We start from the raw sequence: 21,187 nt of genomic DNA, 5'->3' as shown, positions 1-21,187 counted from the left end.
CATCATCCCTCGGATTAAATCCTTACGGACGGGAACTGAACGTTGTCCCCCGAATCATCCCAACCAGCCTCCGACGACGACGCGATTGAAGATCGACCGGCGAGCGATTCGTCGGCGCTGTGGCGACTCTCTTCGGAAGACTTACCCGAATCGGCGATGTTGCCTGACGGAGCGACCCGGGAGTTCGATGACGCTGCCGATTCGATCGCTTCGCTTTCGGTGATGGAATCGGGCTCAGCCCCACAACACCAGGCAAAGGGTGCAAACGCGAGCAGCAAGCACACGCCGAATCCGGATCTACCGGAACAAATCGGTGACTATCGCATTAAGAAATTGATCGGCGCCGGCGGTATGGGCCAAGTTTATCTTGCCGAACACGTCCGCATGCAACGACTGGTCGCGGTCAAAATGCTGCGTGGCGATCGGATCCGTGATTCGGCATCGGTTGAGCGATTTTATGACGAGGTCCGTGCCGCTTCGCGTGTGATGCATCCCAACGTCGTCACGGCGTTTGACGCCGGAGAGCATGAATCGATTCATTACCTTGTGATGGAATACGTCGAAGGGATGACGTTGACTCGGTTTGTTTCCAAAAACGGACCGCTCACCCCCGGCATGGCCGCCGCGATGATCCGTCAAGCCGCACTCGGACTACTGCATGCTCATCGAACCGGCATCGTTCACCGAGATGTCAAACCCGGCAACCTGATCCGCGCCAACGACGGCACGATCAAGCTGCTTGACCTGGGACTGGCTCAAATAAGTAATGTCCTGTGGTCCGACGACGGCCGTGAAATCGGCCGCATTCAAGATCCCGGATCGTTCCACAAACGCAAAGGCAAGCTCGTTGGGACATTGGCCTACATGTCTCCCGAACAGCTCGAACGTCCCGACGAGGTTGACCCACGAAGCGACATTTATTCGCTCGGCGCGGTGATGTATTTCTTGCTGATCGGTAAACCACCTTATCAAGGCGAATACCTCGATCAAGTCTACGGACATCGCCACGGTGACGTGCCTGACCTGATGCAGTTGCGCGACGATGTGGACCTTGGGTTTGCCAACATCTTGCGGCGAATGATGGCGAAAAAGTTAAGCGAACGTTACGGTTCGCTTGACGAAGTGATCGAAGACCTCGCCAACTATGCCGAAGAATCGCACAGCCCAGCGTGGCTTTCTGAATTCGTCCAGCGTCAATCTTCCATCGATGCGTCAACGCTTTCGGGGAGCTCAACGGCGATCGCGAATCTGCCGATCTTCGGGATGGATCTTGGCATGACCTACATCGCAACTGCCGAAGCGATCCCGGGAATGGGAATCCATAACTTGAGCGCCGGGGCGGACGGGCAACCGCTCTATCGACTTTCGATTGCCAACGGCGATTACGGCATTCTCTATGACGTTGATGCCAATCAAACACGAATGGCAATGCCTCGTCGCGTGGTGCATTGTTTGCCTATGTACATCGGCAAAGACGTTGTCGAGCGCGAGGTCGCCGGCAGGAAATGCCCACCGGAAGTCTTGATCGCGATGTCGATTCGCCGCGCGATTGCCAATAGCTATCCCAACGATGATCTACCGAAATTAACCGCGGTCAGTGTCCCCGCAAGCTACGACCAGTTTCACCGACGCAGTATCAAACAAGCCTGTCGTTTGGCGGGACTAGACTCTGTCCGCCTCGTCGATCGAAATCTAGCCGCCGTGCAATCGTTGCTTTCCGCGGTCGACATGGGGGTTTCCGATGAAGACCCGCCGCTAGATCTGAATGCCAAAGAAACAATTCTATTCGTCGGACTGTCGGGGCAGGCGACCGAAGTGGCTTTGATCGACCGCGACGGAACTCAATTGCGTCAGCTTGCCACCGCGGGGCACTGGCACAACGGAATGCTCACCTGGCAACACCGGTTGGTTGAGTTAGCATCCGAAGCTTTTCGCAATCAACACGGCTTTGATCCACGACGAAAATCGATTACTGCGTCGCGATTGCAGATGTCGTGTGAACGCGCGCTCCAGTCACTGTTGTTGCTTCCTGACGTGAATGTCAGTATCGAATTTGAAGAACAGCTTTACTCAATCTCTGTATCTCGGGATCGATGGCTCGAACACTGCTCGGATCTCATTCACGGGATCAGACAAGACATGCACCAGGTTTGTAAAGCGTCCGGAGTTCATCCCAAGAAAATTGACACGGCCGTTACCCTGGGGTCGCTTTTGAAAATCGTCCCGCTTCGCAAGCGACTGTTTAACCGATTGCCAAACGAGATGCCGGTTCGTGTCACCGATCGTAGTGACATCGCTCGCGGTGCGGCGGCAAGCCTGGAAGCCGAGTTACCGCAACGAACGCAAGTGCTTGTGCCGCCGAAATCAGTCGCGGGTCAATCGATCGGGATCGTCATCGAAGATTCCAATCGTCGACGCAGGATTTTGCCGATTATCAAGCGAGGCGAACGACTACCGGCACGAACAAACCGGAAACTTTCGATCGCCAAAGAACGCGAATCGATGACGTTGTCGGTGGTGGAATCGTCAGGAATCCGTTCTGAAAGTTGGCATTCACTCGGACGTTACACTTTCGAAGTCGAGCGACAAGCTGACGGTCAAGTCAAACGGACCTGGATGGTTGCTTTTGAGCTAAACGTGGATGGGTTACTGACCGTCCGCGCTCAAACCCCCGGTTCACCCAACAGTAAACGTTTGACCGTGATCCCCGAACCGACACTACCGTTGAAAGACGAAACGGAATGGACCCGATGGATGGCGGCGAACGAGTAGAGAACAACACGCGAAATTACCATTCGGTCGCCTCGCTGGAAAAAGTCGTGACCTGGACCGGATGCGTGATTCTGTTGGTTGTCCTGGCGCTATTGATTCCGATCCCGTTCACCGGCCGTTCGGCGAGCGCATTGGGAGACCTCGTTCACGCACCGTTGTTCGGATCGTTAGCCCTTGTTTGGATTGCCGTTTGGCAACGGCTTTGGCCGACCACGACCGCACAGCACTGGCGGCCCTTGGGTATCCTCGCTTGGCGTAGCATGACTGTCTGGGTGTGCCTAAGCGGATTCGGCGTGGCGATGGAATTCGCCCAAGACGTGATGGGACGCAGCATGTCACGGCACGATGCGATCTCCAATTCACTGGGGGCGGCGGCGGCTTTGGTCGCGTATACGGGCTGGTGCTGCTTTCGACAACAGCAACGTTCACTCGCACTGTTCTGTTTGGCAGTCGCCATGACCGCGGTGGGCTTTTCCTGGGCCGCACCTGTTCGCATTCTGCTCGACGGAGCAGCGATTTACACGCAATTCCCACAACTGGCTTCTTTCGAGTCCGACGTCGAACTCACACGCTGGTACTGCCGAGATTGCGAACTGCGGCGTTCCCGATCGCGGGTGACCGAAGGACGATTTAGCGGCGAGATCGATTTCGCGGCGACGGACTTTCCGGCGATCACCCTGATCGATTTCGCCGGTGACTGGAGTGGCTACCAATCGTTCACTGCCGATGTCTACTTAGCCAAACCAGATGACAGCGCGCAGCCCGTGCTGATGGTTGTCAAGCTGATCGACGTCCATGGAGAAAGCGGCAATTATCAACGCGAAGTACACCTAACGCCTGGCGTCCGACAAACGGTGGACATCTCTCCTGCGGCGTTCGACTCGATGGCAAAACAAGGAATCAATTTGAAACAGCTTCGTTTCGTCGACATCGGCATCGTCGCTCCGAAGCAGCCAACGCGTCTATGGATCGACAACGTTCGCTTGCTTCCGCGATGACCATTCGAAGGCAGGTCGGTTTGATTGAATCGACGGCGATCAAATGCAGCATCAAGATTGAGAACTCGCGGTGATCTGCCGATCGAGATTTAATTTCCGATGATTACGTGACAACCGTGACTGACGCCAATCGGTTAATTCTGATTTCAAATGTTGACGAATCACTAGAACCGTGGGGAGGGACGGCGCCACTGCAACGAAGAATCGTCGGCAGGGACCAATGGATCGGTTGTCGGCAGGTTTGCCGAAGGCAGATTCGCTGGTGGAAGTGATGCGGTGTGTTCTGCACTTTGGTCGGAAAACGAATTCGACGATGACACGAAGGTCGAATTCTGAGGTTGACCTAAGGCTGCGTTTCCGGATGAGATCGCGTTTTGAGTTTGGTCCGGTCCGCTCCATTGACTCTGCAGGTTGTATTGTGGAGGGGCGCTGTATTGTGTTTGTGTGTACTGCGTCTGGGTAAAATTGCTGCCCGTCGCATTCGGGTAAGGTGCCGTCTGCGGTAACGAAGCCCCGGTGCTATCAAAGCTCACCCCCGGTCGGTTTTGAGGCGGGACGTAACCAGGCGGATAAGGCGACCCGGTCAAGTCGATCACTTGCATTCCGCCTGATCGAATGGCACTTGCGGGCGTCGCCGGCGGTGCTTGATATGCCGGCTGCACCGGCAACCCTTGTGGATCATCGGCCACCCAACCGGTTTGTCGAACGGGACTGCTCAAATTTCCCGTCGGCGATAGATTCGTCACACCGCTAGTGAACCCAGCTTGGCCGTAATGTGCCCCCGAAGGTACCGATGACGTCGATGGATTCGGGGCGTAAGTCGATCCTGATGGCGAGCCGTATCCGCCTGGGACGGTGTATGACCCGGTCGAAGGAGGTGGCACACGGGTCGGTGCACCAAACGCGCTGATTCCCGAAGTCGGCTGGATCGGTGAGAGTGGTACGCCTCCCTGAACCGGTGCGAGCGTTGTCGATTGGCCCAGCGGACCGACCGGAGCGGTGGTCGTGTTTCTGCATCCACCGGCCATGATTGTCGCGGTCGCAATCGCGATCACGGCGGCGGAAGGTGAGGTTCGGCTGTGGAGTCGACGCATTTTGAAAGCCTGCTGAGGAAGAGGGTTCAGGCTGGCTTTAACAAAAGCTGTCATTTTGCGGAAAGTGCAACCTCAAGAAAAAGCGGACAATTCGACTTCAATTCGCAAGATTGGCTTAAGTAGCCCAAAATACCGCCAGCAAATGCTCTTCTCTCCCCCCTCATTCGGATCTGAACAGACCAACATTGAAGCGTGTGCTTGCCCGAATTCATTCCGTCACTTCAATGCCCCAGCCACCCCGCAAGACGTGAGCTAGGCTTCCGAGTCCGCCGACATTCTCGGTGCAGAACCTAGCGCTTCGTCAACGTTTGAGACCAGGATTAGCCGCATGGCCTTAGCCACGGTTTCGGTGAAACAACCGGACTAATACCCGTCGGCTGATGACTCGACCCCGTATCTTCAGATGGAACGATGCACTAGCCGACTATGCCGGCACGGTGATTGCTTCGACCTTGTGCCTGTCACAAAACCGTGATTTCGTCAGCTGGACCATCATTCGCCCCAGCCTCAACGTCTACCGCGATTCCCTCTTAGTCGACTTCGATGATCCTCCGAAAACTTTGGCGTTCTGTTCCACCACGACGCGAGCGTGGACCGCTTCGTTGCCAGTTCGTGATCACCAGCATGCCCGTTGGTGGGGCCGAAACACTCTTGGTAAATTTGCTGCGACGATTGGACCCTGCGTTGGTTCAACCGGAGGTCGTCTGCTTGAAGGAACCTGGACCACTTGGAGAGCAAATCGCCGATGAGTTTCCCGTTCACAGTCACCTGATCGGTGGAAAATGGGATGCCGGCGTCGTGATTCGATTGGCAAAACGGATGCGTTCTGCCGACGCGGTGATCACGGTCGGTGCCGGCGACAAGATGTTTTGGGGACGATTGGCTGCCTACATTGCCGGCGTTCCGGTCATCGCATCCGCATTGCACAGCACGGGATGGCCTGATGGTGTCGGGCGGCTGAATCGTTTGTTGACTCCGATCACTGACGCGTTCATCGCCGTCGCCGACTCGCACGGCAAGTTTCTCCACGACTTTGAACGGTTTCCGGAATCTAAAGTCCACGTGATTCGCAATGGCGTTGACTGCCAGCGTTTTAGGGCCGATCCGGAAGCTCGCGAGGGCGTGCGTCAAGAGTTGGGTCTGGCGAGTAACACCCCGCTGGTCGGCATCGTTGCCGCCCTCCGTGAAGAAAAGAATCATTTGCTGTTGGTCAAGGCTGCCGCCAAACTTCGGCAACGTCATCCCGACTTGCACTGGTTGATTGTCGGTGACGGCCCCGAACGAACCGCGATCGAATCGTTGGCGGATGAGCTAAAGATCCGGGATCGGATTCATTTGCTTGGCACCCGGCATGACACACCGCGTTTGGTTTCGGCCCTCGATATTTTTACCCTTTGTTCGTTGAATGAAGCTTCACCAGTCTCGATCCTGGAAGCTTTGGCTTGCCAAGTGCCCGTTGCATCGAGTGATGTCGGATCGATCAGCGAATCCATTATCCCCAATCAAACCGGATTGCTGTTCCCATCCGAAGACCTGGAAGCGATGACCCGGGCGATCGATCAAATGCTCGGCGATCCACAAGCCTGCAAAGTGATGGGACAGGAAGGGCGTCGTTTGGTGCTAGAGACCGGATCGCTTCAGTCGATGGTGACCGGATATCAAAATTTGATGTTAACGATCTACGACCGCGCGTCAGCCAAGGCCAAACGCATGAAGGAAACCGCACCGTCGGAGTTGCCTGGTTTCGAAATGCACTCACAGCCACCGCTGAACCGGTAACACCACGTTGCCGTCACGCGTGATTTGGTTCGCAGAATCATTCGACTTGCCCCCACTGCCATAGTCAAACTTGTCTGAGTAGACTGACGCCATGACATTGACGAGTCATGTAATCGTTCTGCTTGCGAAGCTATTCAGTGGGTTCACGGTGCGGTGGGTTGATTGCCAGCCGGACACGTGCCAACGAATTTATTTCGCCAATCACACCAGTCACCTCGACGCGGTGGTGTTGTGGTCCGCGCTGCCCCGAGAAATCCGCGCGGTCACTCGCCCGGTCGCGGCGAAGGACTATTGGAGCTCGGGTTGGATCAAGCCTCATATGGCGGCCAGCTTTAACGCGTTACTGATCGACCGAAAGGAAATCAAGGTCCATCGCAGCCCGATCGATGTGATGCTCGAAGAAATGAGCGACATCTACTCGCTGATCGTCTTCCCCGAAGGAGGGCGAAGTTCTGGCGAAGAAATGGGACAGTTCAAAAGCGGGCTGTACTACATGAGCAAGAAACGTCCCGATCTGGAATTGGTGCCGGTTTATATTGACAACGTCAATCGGATCCTGCCGCGGGGAGAAGTCTTGCCCGTGCCGCTGCTTAGCTGCATTACGATCGGCGCTCCAATCTTTTTGGAAACGGGCGAACCTAAGCAGGCGTTTCTTAAACGAGCACGGCAAGCCGTCGCCGATCTAAAAGAACATTGACAGAACTGCCGGGATCATTCCGCCGCTACGCTCTGACTGTTGCGCCGGGCGTCCGATTGCGTTGGACCGATCGATCGCCGAAACTGCACGAATGAGCCAAAACAATCAATCTTCCGAAACGGCGTCTGCCTCAGTCAACTCCGCTGATCTTCAAGGGAGCGATCTTCATCAGCCCGGGGGCCCTGCGATGGTTCGGCCGGTCAAGATCGGGCCTTATCGCTGTGGCGACGATCAGCCGCTGTTGTTGATCGCCGGCCCGTGCGTGCTGCAGAACCATGAGATCTCGTCGCAAATCGCCGAAACACTCGCTGGCTTGAACGACTCTCTCGATATTAACGTGGTGTTTAAGGCATCGTTTGATAAAGCGAATCGAACGAGCGCGACAGCAATCCGTGGTCCGGGACTGCACGAAGGCTTGGAGATGCTTTCTCAAATCGGGAAAGAGTTTGGACTGCCGACGACCACCGATATTCACTTGCCCGAACAAGCGGCGCCGGTTGGGGAAGCGTGTGACCTATTGCAGATCCCGGCGTTTCTGGCCCGCCAGACGGACCTGGTCGTCGCCGCCGCCCAGACGGGCAAACCGGTGAATATCAAGAAGGGCCAGTTCATGGCACCGGAGGACATGCGTTATGTCGTCGAAAAAGCTCGTGCCGCCGGCGAGGGCGGGGTGTTGCTCTGCGAACGAGGCACGTTCTTTGGCTACGGAAGGTTGGTCAATGACATGCAGTCGCTGCCGATCATGCGGCAATTCGGCGTCCCCGTCGTGTTCGATGCCACCCACAGTGTCCAGCGGCCCGGATCCGGCCAAGGCAGTACGGGGGGAAACCGAGAAATGGTCGAACCATTGGCCCGTGCTGCCGTAGCAGTGGGTATCGACGCAGTCTTTTTCGAAACCCATCCCGCCCCGGAAACCTCCCCCAGCGATGGGGCCAACATGGTCCCTCTCGATCAATTCGGCGCGTTGGTTCGGCGACTGCTTGCAATCCGAGAGACGATTCAATCTATCCGTCCCATTCATGGCACATCGTAAATTAACCTTGCCTCGATCGCTCCCATTCGCGATCCCCGCGATCGCTTTGTTCGTGTCACTTCTGTCGTTGACCGGATGCCAAGACGACACCGCATTGGTCCGGAAAATCCAATACAAACGGCAGGTCGAGCAACAGTCGCAATCACAACAAGATCATCTGGGCGATGTGTTTGCGTTGCTGGAACAGTATGTCGAACTCGAGCCAAAAAAGGCGCGGCGTCAAATCGCATACCATCTGAACCGGTGGAGTGAAAGTCAGCCCGCGACCGCGACCGAACGCGCCGACTTGGTGAAGACCATCGAAGACCTGTTTCCGCCGCAGGAGCTTGAAAAATTAGTCGACGACTCCACGTACCAGCCCGGTGATGCCGAACACCTCCGCGACTGCTTTCTATTCCATTCGCTTTACTCGTGGATCGATGCCGAGCACCTCGACGAAAGGCTGCTCGCCGACTGGTTCACTGATCTTGCCAAGACAATTCCTGAAGACCAAATCGATCAATTAAAGACGGCAACCCGCCTTTTTGATTGGACGGTTCGAAACGTCGCCTTCGAGCCAGATGTGCCGACGACCGGGGCCCCACCCGGGCCTCAATTTCCGGCCGGTATGACGTTTCGAGGCCCCGGTTACCGACAAACCGATTACCAAACACTGATGCGCGGAACCGGTGACGGGCTGCAACGTGCCGGGGTGTTCACACAACTCTGCCGCCAAGCCAACATCGCAGCCGCCGTGATCGGAACGATCGATGGAACCTCCGGGGCGGTGACACCCTATTTTGTCGGTGTCCTGGTCGGCGAAGAGATTTATTTGTTCGAGCCGCGATTGGGCATCTTTGTTCCCGGCCCTGGTCAAGTCGGAATCGCAACCCTCGCACAGGCGCGTCGCGATGAACTAGTACTGCGTCGGCTAAGCATCGCCGGTTTGGACGAGTTCACATACCCCATTTCAAAGTCGGATGTCCAGCAATGCGTGGCGCTGTTCAATTTCTCGCCTGTCACGGTTAGCCCCCGAATGGAGCTGCTGCAAAACGGGCTCACGGGAAATCGGCGGATGAGCGTTTACGCCGACGCCGATGAACTGGCCAAACGATTTGATGCGGTCACAGGCGTTGCGAGTACCCGGCTTTGGAATGTGCCCGTCCTTGCCGAGATGTACCGAGCGATCTGCGAGCAGCACGCCGAGCGTGACCCGATCTTTAACTTCTGGTACGTCGCACGCTGGGCAATGCTGGAAGCGGATTTCGATAGCGCCAAGAATCTTGCCCACGGTCGTTGGCTTCACCTGCTCGGGCAATTTTCTGATGTTGAGGAAGAAAACATCAAGGGTGCCCGAACGCTGTACCTTGAACAACGGGCGCCAGAATTCGAAATCGAGGATTTGCGAATCGATGTCGACTTGCAGGCTGCCTACGGAATCAGACGCGCCGACTTGGATGTTAGCTCCGAACAGTTTGACCAACGGATCGCGGAAATCCAAACGATGATGCGGCTGGGAAAGCGAACGGCCACCTACTGGCTAAGCTTGCTGCAAGCCGATGATGACCGCACCGAAACGGCGCAAAACTGGATCGATGACCGAGTTCTCGATGAATCGCAAGCCTCAATCTGGGTCGAGCCGGCCCGCTACAACTTAGGCCGGTTGGCAGAGGCCCTAGGAGACACCGACCGGGCCATCGAAATCTATAAACGCGAGAACGCACCACAAGAGCACGGCAGCCGTATTCGGGCACGGCTGGTCGCCAAGCAAACTGACGATTGATTACAGCCGGTTAGTTGATCGTCGCGTTATTTATGCCGCAGGCTTGCAAGTCGCCCGCATGATCGTAAAGAACGAAAACGGATTGGGTTTGTAGCGTTCCTCGATCTGAATCGGCAGTTCTTTCATGATTTCCTGCAGCTCCAGGTCGGTGCGCCAGCCCAAACGACGGGTCACGTTGCCCGCCGAGTCGACGACCTTGGCTATCAGAGGGTTCTCGCTGCGGAAGTGATTGATGATCAAGATTTGCCCGCCGGGCCGGCAAACCCGAACAATCTCGCGCATCATACGAGCCGGGTTTGAAACTACACTCACGGTGTGAAACGAAGTCACCACGTCGAACTGGTTATCTTCGAAGTCCAGATTCTCCGCGTTCATCGCTCGAACGCCAATGTGATCCCAACCATTGCGATGGATCAAGGCCTCCGCTTCGGCCAACATGGATTCCGAAAGATCGATGCCGGTTAACTCGACGTGCCGTGGGTAATTAGGCAGTGATAAACCGGTGCCAACGCCGACTTCGAGCACCTTTGAGCCCGACATCATCTGCATTCGCCCAATCGCCGTGCGGATATTCTTACCCGCGACCGCTGGCCAAACCGCTTGGTAAGCCGGGACCAAATTATGGTACAGCTTTGCCGCGTGCGGGACGCCTAGCCGGCGGCGTTTCGGTGACCGAACGCTGCTGCCGTTGCGGTCGGGGCCGCGACGGCTTGCGCCATTTCGTTCGGAATCGCTGTGTTTAGAATCGTTATCGCTTGGCGTAACCGTGCTCATCAACAATCGCTCATTCGATGGGGAACGTCTGAAAACGTTTCGCCTAACGTTCTCTTCGGACGATCACACCAGACAAGCATTGCAAAAATCGCAGCGCCGTCAAACATGCGTGAATCAAGCGTTCACTACACCAAAGCTGTTTCTGACAAAGGAGTTACGACCGTTTCTGGCCCGGCTTGACGGGGCCAAATCGAGCGATTTATTACGTTTACGATACAATTCAGAGAATTATCGTGACGTTCCTGCGACGGTTGGACGCAACGAATCGCCGGGGTCACGATCAACCCGCGGCCGCTCCCCACCCTCAGTCCGGGTTATCTGGCTACAGTCCTCCGGTCCGACCCAGATGGTCTCCTTGATTCCGTGAACGGATTCGATCGTCATCACTGGCGTAGAGGTCGTGCAAGGTGCGGTGATCATGAGATTCAGTTGCTGAGCCGATAAGGGGGAAAGCTAGGATCAAAAGGCAACGGTTCGTTCCGGCGAATGCATCGCTTGGGCGAACACTTCAGTTTCGCCTACATCCGATTGGTGGGCTGGAATCGGCCAACATCAAACAACTTGATCAAACCTCCAGGATGATCGGTTGCGCCGGTCGCATCGAGCACGCCAGTAGGTTGAGGGAAAACCAAACGTCTGCAATCGACGTAGCGGTGATTATGAATGTCGATCTGATCATCACGGAGCTGAATGTCGGCGGTGCCGAGAAAGCACTCACGCGCCTCGCCATCGGCTTAACAAAACGCGATCATTCGGTGCGAGTTCTGTCGATCGGATCGGAGCCAAAAGAAGAACACCACGCCTTGGTCGATCAATTGCGATCAGCAGAGATTCCGATTGCGTTCGGCGATTGCGATTCGGCGCGTCAGTTCTTGCAAGCCCGCCGTTGGCTCCACAAGCAATTCAAACGGCACCCCGCCGACATTCGCCAGTCGTTCTTATTCCACGCCAACTGCCTCACCGCTGCGGCGGCACTCGGTCGGGTAAGTTCAGATTCCTCGGGTCCGGTGCCCTTGGTCGGCGGAATTCGTGTCGCGGAGCATCGCCCGCTTCGATGCAAGCTGGAATCGATCGCGCTGAAGCGGATGAGTCACGTCGTCTGCGTGAGCGAGGCTGTTCGCTCCTTCAGCGAACGTGACATGCGTGTTTCGCCGGATCGGTTGAGTGTGATTCCCAATGGTATCGAGATTGACGATCGCGGCCATCAGGCCCGTTTCGAGTGGTCGACGATCGGACTCCCTAGCGATAGCCGCGTCATTCTGTTCGTCGGACGTCTGCACCCGCAAAAAGGCTTGGAATTATTACAGCAGCAGATCACATCGATCGTTGCGAGTGATCCCCGGACTCGGTTGGTTCTGATCGGCCAAGGACCGCTGAAGTCGGATCTGGAAACCTGGATCCAAAATCTCCCCGACGACCGAGTTCGGTTGCTGCCGTTTCAAACGGATTTGCGACCGTTTTATGCCGCATGCGAAGTCCTGGTGCTTCCCAGCCACTACGAGGGGATGCCAAACGTGATTTTGGAGGCGATGGCGATGGAGAAGGCAGTCGTTTGCAGCCGTATCGAAGGGACCGCAGAACTGTTTCCCCCAGTTCCCTCGGCGGCTACGCAGACAGCCGGCATTCCCGAGGGTATATCGGACGTACCACAGGATTCGATCGACCTCCAGCGTCGCCAATATCAGACTTTCGAACGGGGTGATGGCGACGCGATGTCAGCGCGTTTACTCGATTTGCTGCGTGACGATTCACTGCGTGAATCATTTGGACAGGCGAATCGTCGTTACGTCGAACGTTTTTTCACTGTTGAGACTATGGTCGACCGCTACGAAACGCTTTACGCCTCACTCGTTCGCGGGGTGAGGCAATGAATCAGCCCCGAATTGACGCTGGTTTTACGCCGAGTTGACGGGTCGGCAATTCGACGGAACTTGGCAATCCCGGCTCAATGGCGCTGTGATTCGGCGTTCAATGACTGCCCAAATTCGACCGATGGCGATGTTCGCCCTTCGCCCTACAATACTGCGACCGCACCAACCTTGTGGACCACCGATACAAACGATCCATGGAAATTAAACGAAACGCGACCCGACCGGTATCGATCGGCGACATCATCGTCGGCGACTTCAATCCGATTGCGGTCCAGAGCATGACGGCAACGAAAACGCAAGACATCGACGCAACGGTCGCACAGGCGGAAGCCTATCGCGGTGCCGGTGCTGGCGTGGTTCGCATCGCGGTCGATAGCCCCAAAGACGCGGCCGCGCTCGCCGAAATCCGCAGCCAAACCAAGGCGAACTTGGCGGTCGACTTGCAAGAGAACTTTCGCCTGGCCGAAGCGGTCGCGCCCTATGTCGACAAGATTCGTTACAACCCGGGACACTTGTATCATCACCAACGGTCAAAACCATGGCAGGACAAAGTCCGCTTTATCATCGATCAGGCACTTGAGCATGATTGTGCGATCCGAATCGGTGTCAACTGTGGCAGCGTCGATCCGGACAAAAAGGAACGCTATGACCCCAGCGATTCGATCACGCCGATGCTTGAAAGTGCGCTCGAACACTGTGATTTCGTCGACTCCCTTGGTTTCACTCGCTACGTGGTTTCCCTGAAAGACAGCGACCCACAAAAAGTCATCGAGGTCAACACGAAGTTCGCCGAGCGACGCCCCGATGTCCCGCTGCACCTCGGCGTGACCGAAGCAGGAATGCCCCCCGAAGGCGTCATTAAGACTCGAATTGCGTTTGAACAACTGATCGGTCGTGGTATCGGTGATACCGTTCGCGTTTCGTTGACACTGCCGAACGATCGCAAGCCAGAAGAAATCGATGCCGGACGCCAGATCGTCGACGACATTTACGCGGGGCGGGTTCGCACGGTCGTCAAACTAAACGACAAGGCGCTCAACATCATCAGTTGCCCTAGTTGTTCACGCGTCGAAAACGAGGCGTTTATTGATTTGGCCCAACAGGTCAAACAGATGACTGAATATGCCAAGGACTACGACATCACGATTGCCGTGATGGGTTGTCGCGTGAACGGTCCCGGTGAGACGGATGATGCCGACTTGGGACTCTGGTGTGGACCGGCCAAAGTCAACTTGAAACGCGGGCCGGAGCCATTGGGTGCATTTGGATACGACGAAATCCTACCGCGACTTCAAAAAGAACTCGACGCACTGATCACGGTCAAAACAGCAAAGGTTTAGCCAGTATCAACTCAACGTCTTTACCTCGACCGTTCTTGACGGACGCCAAAGCCGCCACGGGTCACATCATTGCCTGCGCCACCGACGATTTTTCTGCATGGAGCACATCGTGAAAATATTGTTGACGAACGATGACGGTGTCGAGGCGCCCGGCTTACAGGCCCTCTCGGAAAGTCTCGATCATGTGCTCGGTCTTCGCGACTTGCGATCTCGATGCGAAGTTCGCGTGGTTGCTCCCAATCGTTGTCGCAGCGAATGCGGACATAGCTTGGAAGCGAAACGTCCGCTTCTGGTCGAACAGGTTCGCGATGGCTGGCATTGCGTCGACGGGACGCCGGTCGACTGTGTACGTGTTGCCTTGCAAGCGATGAACTACCCCGCCGACCTTGTGATCTCTGGAATCAACGCGGGCGCCAACCTGGGCGTCAACCTTTTGGTCAGCGGAACTTTCGCGGCCGCGCGTGAAGCGAGTCTGCAGGGCGTCCCCGCGATGGCAGTGTCCCACTATCGACGGCCGGGTGTTCCGAAGGAATGGGCGCACACGCCCCAGTGGCTGGAACAAACAATTGGCGACTTTTTAGATACGGCGATTCTGTTCGAACGCAATCATTCACTCGGACTCGCACCACTTTGGAACGTCAACTTGCCCGCGACTGAAATGCCGGGTGATCAGGTCCCGCCTCGTGTGCATTGTGCGGTCGATCGAAAACCGCTCGATCGCCAAGGGCGCATCGGCGAAGACGGTAGCGTCCAGTTCGAACTGGACTTCCACGCTCGCCCACGCGAAAGCGGGCGTGACGTCGATCATTGTTTTTCAGGATCGATCACCGTCAGTCATGTCGATCCACATTTTGGGCTCGGTGACTGACCGCGTCAAACGTGTGACGATTGCGACAAGTTCTCTCGGCGAACGCCACCGGCACAGACCCTCCGGGATGAATCTGCCGGGCCTTCGTTTGAGGCACCGAGAGGATCACATCATCGGCATCACTGCGATGATCAATACAGCGAGCCGGCGAAAACTTTCTCGAGTCCTTGTTTCGCAGCCTCGGCAGACTTGCTGTCGATGACGGCGTTCACCTGCAGCTCGCTCGTTCCGATCATTTCTACGTTGATGTCGTTGTCACTCAGCGTCCGGAACAATAACGTCGCGACGTGAGTGTGGCTCCGCAGGCCGATTCCGCTGACGGTGACTTTAGCGATTCCTGCTTCGCCCTGCACGGCTCGCATCCCATGTGACTTGGCAATTTCGTTGGCGACCTTCAGGCTCGCTTCGAGTGTTTCCGCATTGACGGTAAAGCTAACGCTGGTCGATCCGTCTTCGCCGTCGTAGCCTTGGACGATCATATCGACAAAGATCCCGGCCGCACCGATTCGTTCGAACATGTCGGCGGCGATGCCGGGTTGATCGGGCACACCGGAGAGGGTCACGCGAGCTTGTCCATCGAGCAACGAAATTCCGGTTAGCGTGAGGGCTTCGAGCGCGTCGTCACGCAGCCGACTGATCAGCGTTTCGACTTCGACGCCCTCGGCTTCGCGGTCGGCTTTGATCTGGCTCCATGATTTTGCATCGTCCGGTGTTTCGTGCAGTTTAAAAGATCGATGAACGGCTCGCAGGGCATCGGATGCTTGGTCGCGCCGGACGAGGGCACTGATTTTGATTTCACTCGTTGTGATCATGTGAATGTTGACGCCGGCGTCAGCCAAGGCACGAAACATTTGACTCGCCACACCAGCTTGGTTGGCCATGTTGGCACCGACAACCGAAACCTTGCTGACCTGATCATCATGCGTGATGCCGTCGGCACCGATCGATTCTAAAATCGGCTCGAGTGCCGAGAGGGTGGTCTCAAGTTCGTTGCGTTGCACCGTGAACGAGACATCCGCCTTGCCGCCGTCGCCGATGTTTTGGACCACCATGTCGACGGCGATTTTGCGTTCCGCGATCGCCGAAAAGATCTGCAGACTTTTTCCGGGAATGTCAGGCACCCCAAGGACCGTCACGCGTGCTTCGTCGGGAGTCATCGCGGCGCCGCTGACCGGGGCCGATTCGGATTCTTGTTCGGCGACAATCATCGTGCCTTGGGAATCCGAAAAGCTACTTCGGACATGGATCGGCACGCCAAACTTTTTAGCAAATTCGATACTGCGATTGTGCATCACACTGGCGCCCAGGCTGGCCAGTTCCAACATTTCGTTGTAGCTGATCACGTCGACGCGACGAGCCTCGGGAAGCAATCGAGGATCGGTGGTGTAAACCCCATCGACGTCGGTGTAGATCTCGCATGCTTCGGCACCCAAAACCGCAGCCAAGGCAACCGCGGTGGTATCGCTGCCGCCGCGGCCGAGCGTGGTGATGTTCAGGTCGTCGTCGATCCCTTGGAATCCGGCCGCGACAACGATGTTGCCATCATCGAGCAGCTTCTCGATTCGCTCGGTCGAAATCGAACGGATGCGAGCCTTGCTGAAACTGCTATCGGTGTGCAGTCCGATCTGTCCGCCGGTTAGGCTAACCGCTCGACTGCCCAGCGAAGCGATCGCCATCGCGACCAAAGACACACTGACTTGCTCTCCTGTACTGAGCAGCATGTCCATTTCACGCGCCGGCGGGTTGGGGCCGAACTCACCGGCAAGCTCAAGCAATCGGTCAGTGTTTTTCCCCATCGCACTGACCACCATCACCACCCGGTGGCCCTGGTGCTGTGCACGAATTGCTTTCCGAGCCGCCGCGCGGATTTTTTCGACATCGGCGACACTGGTTCCGCCGAACTTTTGAACGATCAATGACATCGAATTTAACTAGAAGGCCGAAAGGGGAATGATTGAGCGGTGAAAAACCGATTGGCGTCTGCGAAACAGCAAGCAACGTCAGCCGGAAGGTATGACAATGGCAGATGATCGATTTGCATCTGACGGGGAAGGGGAGCGCGACGAATGATCAGTCGTTACTGATCACGAACGCATCCATCAGATCCCAGCCTTTCTCGAATACCTTGCCGGCGGCTTCCGCGGCTACTTCGTCGTAGGTGGTTTGGGAATCCGCTTCGATACCCGTCCCCGCCATCGCTAGCGGCACCAGCCCATGCGCATGCTTTTTGGTACTGCAGAATGTTGGGTGGTCTGGCATCACCAGAATGCGATGATCACCGTACTTTTGCAGAGTTTCGACGAGTGGGCCGACGACGTGCTGGTCGATTTGCTCCAGTGCTTCGATCTTCGCATCATGACGGCCTTCGTGGGACGCCTCATCGGGGGCTTCGATGTGGACACAAACCAAATCGAATTGACCAAGTGCCTCGATTGCCGCTTGGCCTTTCGCAGCATAATCGGTGTCCAAGTAACCGGTAGCCCCTTCGACCTCGATTCGAGGCCAACCGGCGAGCGCGGCAATACCACGGAGTAGATCGACGGCGGTGATCATCGAACCGCGGACACCAAACCGCTCTTCGAAGCTGGGCATCGACGGAGCACCGCCGAGTCCCCAAAGCCAGACATTGGTGGCCGGCCGCTTTCCTTGGGCCAGTCGTTTCACGTTGACGGGGTGGTTCGCAAAGACCTCCGCCGACTCGTTCATTAATTTGACCAATAGATCACTTCCGGGGCCCCGCGGAAAATCGTCGGCCACCGACAAGTCGGTCAAATCGTGTGGAGCACGCGAACGGGATTCTTTTGAAAACGGAGCCGGCACCGACGCGTCACCACGATAAATCAGCAGGTTTCGGTAGCTCACCCCGGGGACGAATTCGAAGCGGCCGCCGAAGTCCCCCAGCAACTTTTCTCCGGCGGTTTTCAGCAATTCGGTCGCTTCGTCGGTGCTGATGTGATCGGCCGTGAAGTCAATCATCACCTGATCTTCGATCGTCACCAAATTACAGCGGACCGCGAAATCGTGTGGCCCAAGCGTGATCCCACCTGCCGCCGCTTCCAGCGGTGCCCGCCCCGTGAAGTATTGATCGGGGTCATAGCCAAACAGGCACAGATTAGCCACCTCGCTGCCGGCAGGAAAATGAGCCGGCGTATTATTCGACAAGGCGAGTGCGCCGCGGGCGGCGATGGCATCCATGTTCGGCAACGTCGCCGCTTGCAAAGGCGTTTTGCCGTCGAGGGCTTCGATCGGTTCGTCCGCACATCCATCCGGGATTACGATGACGTACTTCATGGGAAAATAGCAGGGGTAAAGGCGATCAGGCCGGTAGGGCGAATAGGTTCTGACCGCACAGTGTCCCGCGCGGATGGAAAATGCGGAAGGGGCGATCAATCACCGCCTCGCTCAGGCCTCTTTGGCCAATTCACACAGCAGCGCCGCACCTCGCCGCAACGTATCGTCGGTGGCGGCAAAGCTGATCCGGAAATGCGTGTCCTTGTCGCTGAAAATATTGCCTGGAATGATCAACAGCCCGCGTTCGATAGCCCGATGCACAAATGCTTCTCCGCCCGCATCACCCGGAGCTTTGGGGAACAGATAAAACGCTCCACCGGGTCGCGTAAATTCGAAATCATCTTGGAGCAGATCGCAAATCAAATCGCGTTTGCGCCGATAGTCTTCGATATGCCCGTCAAGTGAGACCTCCATCGCACGGAGTGCCCCCCACTGAGCCGGTTGGGGAGAACAAACGAACGAGTACTGCTGGATTTTCAACATCGTTGCGATGATTTCTCGCGGCCCATGGACATAGCCCACCCTCCAACCGGTCATCGCATGGCTTTTGCTGAATCCGTCGATCACGATCGTGTCGGGGTTAAACGATGTCGGTGATACGAAGTCGCCGTCGTAGTGAAATCGCGAATAAATTTCATCGCTGACCAACGCGATTCCTTTGTCAGCAGCCAGCTTTGCGACGGCTTCGAGTTGTTCCGCCGTCGCAGTGACTCCGGTCGGGTTGGCGGGACTGTTGAGCAGTATCATCTTGGTCTTGTCAGTCACCGCGGCTGCGATTTTGTCCGGATCTAGCTCGAACGTCGGATAAGAGTCGATCGGAACGGGAACACCACCGCACATCTTTAGTAGCGCCGGATACATCACAAAGTACGGATCTAAATAGATGACTTCGTCTCCCGGATCGATCATCGAAAGCATCGACAACATCAAACCGCCGCTGGTCCCGCTGGAAACAAATACGTCGCGATCGGCGTGACCGAATCGGTCGGCGATTTCCTTCGACAGAGCCTCTCGCAAAGGACCGATTCCCTGCGTCGGTGAATACGCGTTCTTGCCGCCGCGAATCGCATCGATCGCCGCCTCCTGGATCGACTCGGGGACATCGAAATCAGGCTGCCCGATCGACAGATTGATCGGATCGGTTAACTTCGCTGCCAAGTCAAAGACTTTGCGAATTCCGCTGGCATCGAATGTTGTCGTACGTTGGGCGATCCAAGGATGCATGGGTTTGCTATGCTGGCCGGAGTGAACGAAGTTTTAAAAGCAAATTTTCAAGAGCCGGATTTTACACAAGAGTAGCGTTGTGGCAGAGGTGCTGTATGTCGAACCGGTCGTCCGTTTTTGTGCCGTGATTTCGCAAGATGATCAGGTTCGCTCCGAAGCTATCGAGCGACTCTCACAACACTGGGGCGTGATCACCAATCAGAGCGCACCATTACCGTTTGTCGCCGGCGGCTATTACGCGGCCTCGATGGGCGATGGGCTTCGAAAAGTTCTCGTGGCATTGGGAGATCCGCTCGATGCGGGCTCGATGGCGGACTGGAAACTGTGGACAAACGACGTCGAGTTGGAGTTCGCCAAAAAGTATCCCCAACAACCAAGACCGCTGAATCTTGACCCGGGGTACATCACTCAGGCCAAACTGGTGTTGGCAACCACCAAAGATCGTGACCATCGCGTGTACCTACGTGATGGAATTTTCGGCGAAATCACGTTGACCTACACCGCCAAGCGTTGGATCCACCACCGCTGGACTTATCCGGATTACCGCACCGATGAAGTCGCCAAGTTCGCTACTGAGTGCCGCAACAGCCTGCGTGCCTTTTTGAAACGATCCACTGGCTTTCGACAACGTGACGCGAACTGATTCAAACGAAGTCGTCTTGCGGCATCGTGTTCGCAGCGGATTAGCCCCGACGATCGATGCCAACACGCGTCGGCGAATGAATCACACTCGACGTTTCATGAAGGACGACGCCTCAGAGGAATGCGGAGACGATCAACTTGGTCCCTGTGGCGATCATCACGACGATTAAAAACCAAAAGATCATTCGGTTGCCTTTCTTGATCGCCAACTTCGCCCCGACAACGCCACCGATTAGGTTGCCAGCCGCCATCGACAGCCCTGGCGCCCATTGGACTAATCCGTAAATCGTAAAGACAACCGTCGCGGTCAACGTGACCAAAAATGCGATCCAGTTCTTGACGGCATTGCTGCCGACCAAATCTCCACCCGTCGTCCAGCTCATCGCCAACAGCACCAGGATCCCCATACCGGCCTGGATGAACCCGACATAAACTCCGATCAGGAAAAACGCAGGTCGGATCCAGCTTGCAGTATTTTTCGTCGGCTTCATCGATTGTGCTAAACGCTTGGGGTTTTTCGCAAGCACGATCGCCATCCCCAGAAAAATCAGGCCGAAGACCGGTTCGAATGCATCCGGCGGAAGGTACACCGCAGACAACGCGCCGACCGGGACCCCCAGCATCGTCGGCCATGTCAACCGATTGGCGAGCTTCCGGTCCAAATGCCCGTGCCGATGAAACGTCGCCACTGCTGCGCTACTGGAAAACAACACGGCGACCCTGTTCGTGCCATTGGCCATTTTGGGATCTAACCCAAACGCCATCAGGGCGGGCAGCGTCAAAAATGATCCGCCACCGGCGATCGTGTTGATGATCCCGGCAAGGAATCCGGCGGCAACTAACAGTCCATATGTGGCAAATTCCAATGCTTTTACTTGTCGCAGGGCAGGTTGGTGATGGCGGCAATCAGTTTCACACCGCAATCTTAGGGATTAACTGCACCACCGCGTGGTGCCGACCGATGATCGACGGTACTGCGTTCTATTCTGGCCGATCGGAGCAATTGTGCCAGTCGCTTTGCGTCCGTTCATTGAGTACACAC

16 protein-coding genes are annotated in these 21,187 nt (G+C 56.2%); 10 read left to right on the top strand and 6 right to left on the bottom strand.

The genetic code is table 11. The features are described from left to right. The first annotated feature begins 42 nt into the window (after nt 1–42). Complete coding sequence (locus tag FYC48_RS26100; RefSeq protein ID WP_149499742.1) at nt 43–2,772, top strand: protein kinase domain-containing protein; 2,730 nt, start codon at nt 43–45, stop codon at nt 2,770–2,772. Next, complete coding sequence (locus FYC48_RS26095; RefSeq protein ID WP_149499741.1) at nt 2,742–3,770, top strand: VanZ family protein; 1,029 nt, start codon at nt 2,742–2,744, stop codon at nt 3,768–3,770. The genes FYC48_RS26100 and FYC48_RS26095 overlap by 31 nt, the downstream gene beginning before the upstream one ends. Nucleotides 3,771–3,934: 164 nt before the next feature. Here FYC48_RS26095 and FYC48_RS26090 read toward each other — a convergent pair whose 3' ends face one another. Then, on the bottom strand, nt 3,935–4,864 hold the full coding sequence (locus FYC48_RS26090) for a hypothetical protein (RefSeq protein WP_149499740.1): 930 nt from the start codon (nt 4,862–4,864) through the stop codon (nt 3,935–3,937). A 624-nt stretch (nt 4,865–5,488) separates the two neighbouring features. Between FYC48_RS26090 and FYC48_RS26085 the strand changes: the two genes are divergently transcribed. From FYC48_RS26085 to FYC48_RS26070, 4 genes are all read left to right on the top strand, one after another. Continuing rightward, complete coding sequence (locus FYC48_RS26085; protein ID WP_230775986.1) at nt 5,489–6,643, top strand: glycosyltransferase; 1,155 nt, start codon at nt 5,489–5,491, stop codon at nt 6,641–6,643. Nucleotides 6,644–6,734: 91 nt separating this feature from the next. Continuing rightward, nucleotides 6,735–7,340 (top strand): lysophospholipid acyltransferase family protein, encoded by a 606-nt coding sequence (locus FYC48_RS26080; RefSeq protein ID WP_149499738.1) that lies wholly within the window; start codon nt 6,735–6,737, stop codon nt 7,338–7,340. Nucleotides 7,341–7,527: 187 nt separating this feature from the next. Further along, nucleotides 7,528–8,373, top strand: a complete 846-nt coding sequence (gene kdsA / locus FYC48_RS26075; RefSeq protein WP_149499952.1) for a 3-deoxy-8-phosphooctulonate synthase — start codon at nt 7,528–7,530, stop codon at nt 8,371–8,373. Continuing rightward, the gene (locus FYC48_RS26070; RefSeq protein ID WP_235034443.1) at nt 8,360–10,135 is read left to right on the top strand and encodes a hypothetical protein; all 1,776 of its coding nucleotides are present in this window, start codon (nt 8,360–8,362) and stop codon (nt 10,133–10,135) included. The genes kdsA and FYC48_RS26070 overlap by 14 nt, the downstream gene beginning before the upstream one ends. A 30-nt stretch (nt 10,136–10,165) precedes the next feature. Here the strand turns inward: FYC48_RS26070 and FYC48_RS26065 are convergent, their stop codons facing one another. Next, nucleotides 10,166–10,909: a class I SAM-dependent methyltransferase gene (locus FYC48_RS26065; RefSeq protein ID WP_149499737.1), complete on the bottom strand. Its 744-nt coding sequence runs from the start codon at nt 10,907–10,909 to the stop codon at nt 10,166–10,168. A gap of 659 nt (nt 10,910–11,568) precedes the next feature. On the opposite strand from FYC48_RS26065, the gene FYC48_RS26060 reads away from it, so the two are divergent. The 3 genes from FYC48_RS26060 to surE all read left to right on the top strand — a co-directional run bounded on the left by FYC48_RS26060 (nt 11,569) and on the right by surE (nt 14,988). Further along, nucleotides 11,569–12,780: a glycosyltransferase gene (locus tag FYC48_RS26060; protein ID WP_160149774.1), complete on the top strand. Its 1,212-nt coding sequence runs from the start codon at nt 11,569–11,571 to the stop codon at nt 12,778–12,780. 194 nt (nt 12,781–12,974) lie between these two features. Then, nucleotides 12,975–14,120, top strand: a complete 1,146-nt coding sequence (locus FYC48_RS26055) for a flavodoxin/ferredoxin-dependent (E)-4-hydroxy-3-methylbut-2-enyl-diphosphate synthase (RefSeq protein ID WP_149499735.1) — start codon at nt 12,975–12,977, stop codon at nt 14,118–14,120. A gap of 109 nt (nt 14,121–14,229) precedes the next feature. Further along, nucleotides 14,230–14,988, top strand: coding sequence for a 5'/3'-nucleotidase SurE (gene surE, locus FYC48_RS26050; protein ID WP_230775953.1), 759 nt, complete (start codon nt 14,230–14,232; stop codon nt 14,986–14,988). 131 nt (nt 14,989–15,119) lie between these two features. On the opposite strand, the gene FYC48_RS26045 is transcribed toward surE, so the two are convergent. The 3 genes from FYC48_RS26045 to FYC48_RS26035 all read right to left on the bottom strand — a co-directional run bounded on the left by FYC48_RS26045 (nt 15,120) and on the right by FYC48_RS26035 (nt 19,503). Next, nucleotides 15,120–16,910, bottom strand: coding sequence for an aspartate kinase (locus tag FYC48_RS26045; protein WP_149499733.1), 1,791 nt, complete (start codon nt 16,908–16,910; stop codon nt 15,120–15,122). A gap of 148 nt (nt 16,911–17,058) precedes the next feature. Further along, entirely contained in the window at nt 17,059–18,279 is a 1,221-nt protein-coding gene (locus FYC48_RS26040; RefSeq protein WP_149499732.1) for a cofactor-independent phosphoglycerate mutase, read from the bottom strand. Between the two features lie 111 nt (nt 18,280–18,390). Further along, nucleotides 18,391–19,503, bottom strand: coding sequence for a pyridoxal phosphate-dependent aminotransferase (locus FYC48_RS26035; protein WP_149499731.1), 1,113 nt, complete (start codon nt 19,501–19,503; stop codon nt 18,391–18,393). A gap of 79 nt (nt 19,504–19,582) precedes the next feature. Between FYC48_RS26035 and FYC48_RS26030 the strand changes: the two genes are divergently transcribed. Continuing rightward, nucleotides 19,583–20,146 carry a DUF4416 family protein gene (locus FYC48_RS26030; protein WP_149499730.1) on the top strand — a complete coding sequence of 188 codons (564 nt, stop codon included), beginning with the start codon at nt 19,583–19,585 and terminating at the stop codon, nt 20,144–20,146. Between the two features lie 112 nt (nt 20,147–20,258). Here FYC48_RS26030 and FYC48_RS26025 read toward each other — a convergent pair whose 3' ends face one another. Further along, nucleotides 20,259–21,011, bottom strand: a complete 753-nt coding sequence (locus tag FYC48_RS26025) for a sulfite exporter TauE/SafE family protein (RefSeq protein WP_149499729.1) — start codon at nt 21,009–21,011, stop codon at nt 20,259–20,261. Between the last annotated feature and the right edge of the window lie 176 nt (nt 21,012–21,187).

It is taken from the genome of Roseiconus lacunae, from assembly GCF_008312935.1.
In the GTDB taxonomy this organism is placed as follows: domain Bacteria; phylum Planctomycetota; class Planctomycetia; order Pirellulales; family Pirellulaceae; genus Stieleria; species Stieleria lacunae.
This window is presented reverse-complemented; position numbering and strand designations above follow the sequence as displayed.

What these genes read in the sequence shown, in the direction of transcription:
- FYC48_RS26045 (WP_149499733.1), bottom strand. Translation starts at nt 16,910, where the DNA reads ATGTCATTGATCGTTCAAAAGTTCGGCGGAACCAGTGTCGCCGATGTC.
- FYC48_RS26035 (WP_149499731.1), bottom strand. Translation starts at nt 19,503, where the DNA reads ATGCATCCTTGGATCGCCCAACGTACGACAACATTCGATGCCAGCGGA.
- FYC48_RS26065 (WP_149499737.1), bottom strand. Translation starts at nt 10,909, where the DNA reads ATGAGCACGGTTACGCCAAGCGATAACGATTCTAAACACAGCGATTCC.
- kdsA (WP_149499952.1), top strand. Translation starts at nt 7,528, where the DNA reads ATGGTTCGGCCGGTCAAGATCGGGCCTTATCGCTGTGGCGACGATCAG.
- FYC48_RS26085 (WP_230775986.1), top strand. Translation starts at nt 5,489, where the DNA reads ATGCCCGTTGGTGGGGCCGAAACACTCTTGGTAAATTTGCTGCGACGA.
- FYC48_RS26055 (WP_149499735.1), top strand. Translation starts at nt 12,975, where the DNA reads ATGGAAATTAAACGAAACGCGACCCGACCGGTATCGATCGGCGACATC.
- FYC48_RS26070 (WP_235034443.1), top strand. Translation starts at nt 8,360, where the DNA reads ATGGCACATCGTAAATTAACCTTGCCTCGATCGCTCCCATTCGCGATC.
- FYC48_RS26090 (WP_149499740.1), bottom strand. Translation starts at nt 4,864, where the DNA reads ATGCGTCGACTCCACAGCCGAACCTCACCTTCCGCCGCCGTGATCGCG.
- FYC48_RS26040 (WP_149499732.1), bottom strand. Translation starts at nt 18,279, where the DNA reads ATGAAGTACGTCATCGTAATCCCGGATGGATGTGCGGACGAACCGATC.
- FYC48_RS26080 (WP_149499738.1), top strand. Translation starts at nt 6,735, where the DNA reads ATGACATTGACGAGTCATGTAATCGTTCTGCTTGCGAAGCTATTCAGT.
- FYC48_RS26060 (WP_160149774.1), top strand. Translation starts at nt 11,569, where the DNA reads ATGAATGTCGATCTGATCATCACGGAGCTGAATGTCGGCGGTGCCGAG.
- FYC48_RS26095 (WP_149499741.1), top strand. Translation starts at nt 2,742, where the DNA reads ATGGACCCGATGGATGGCGGCGAACGAGTAGAGAACAACACGCGAAAT.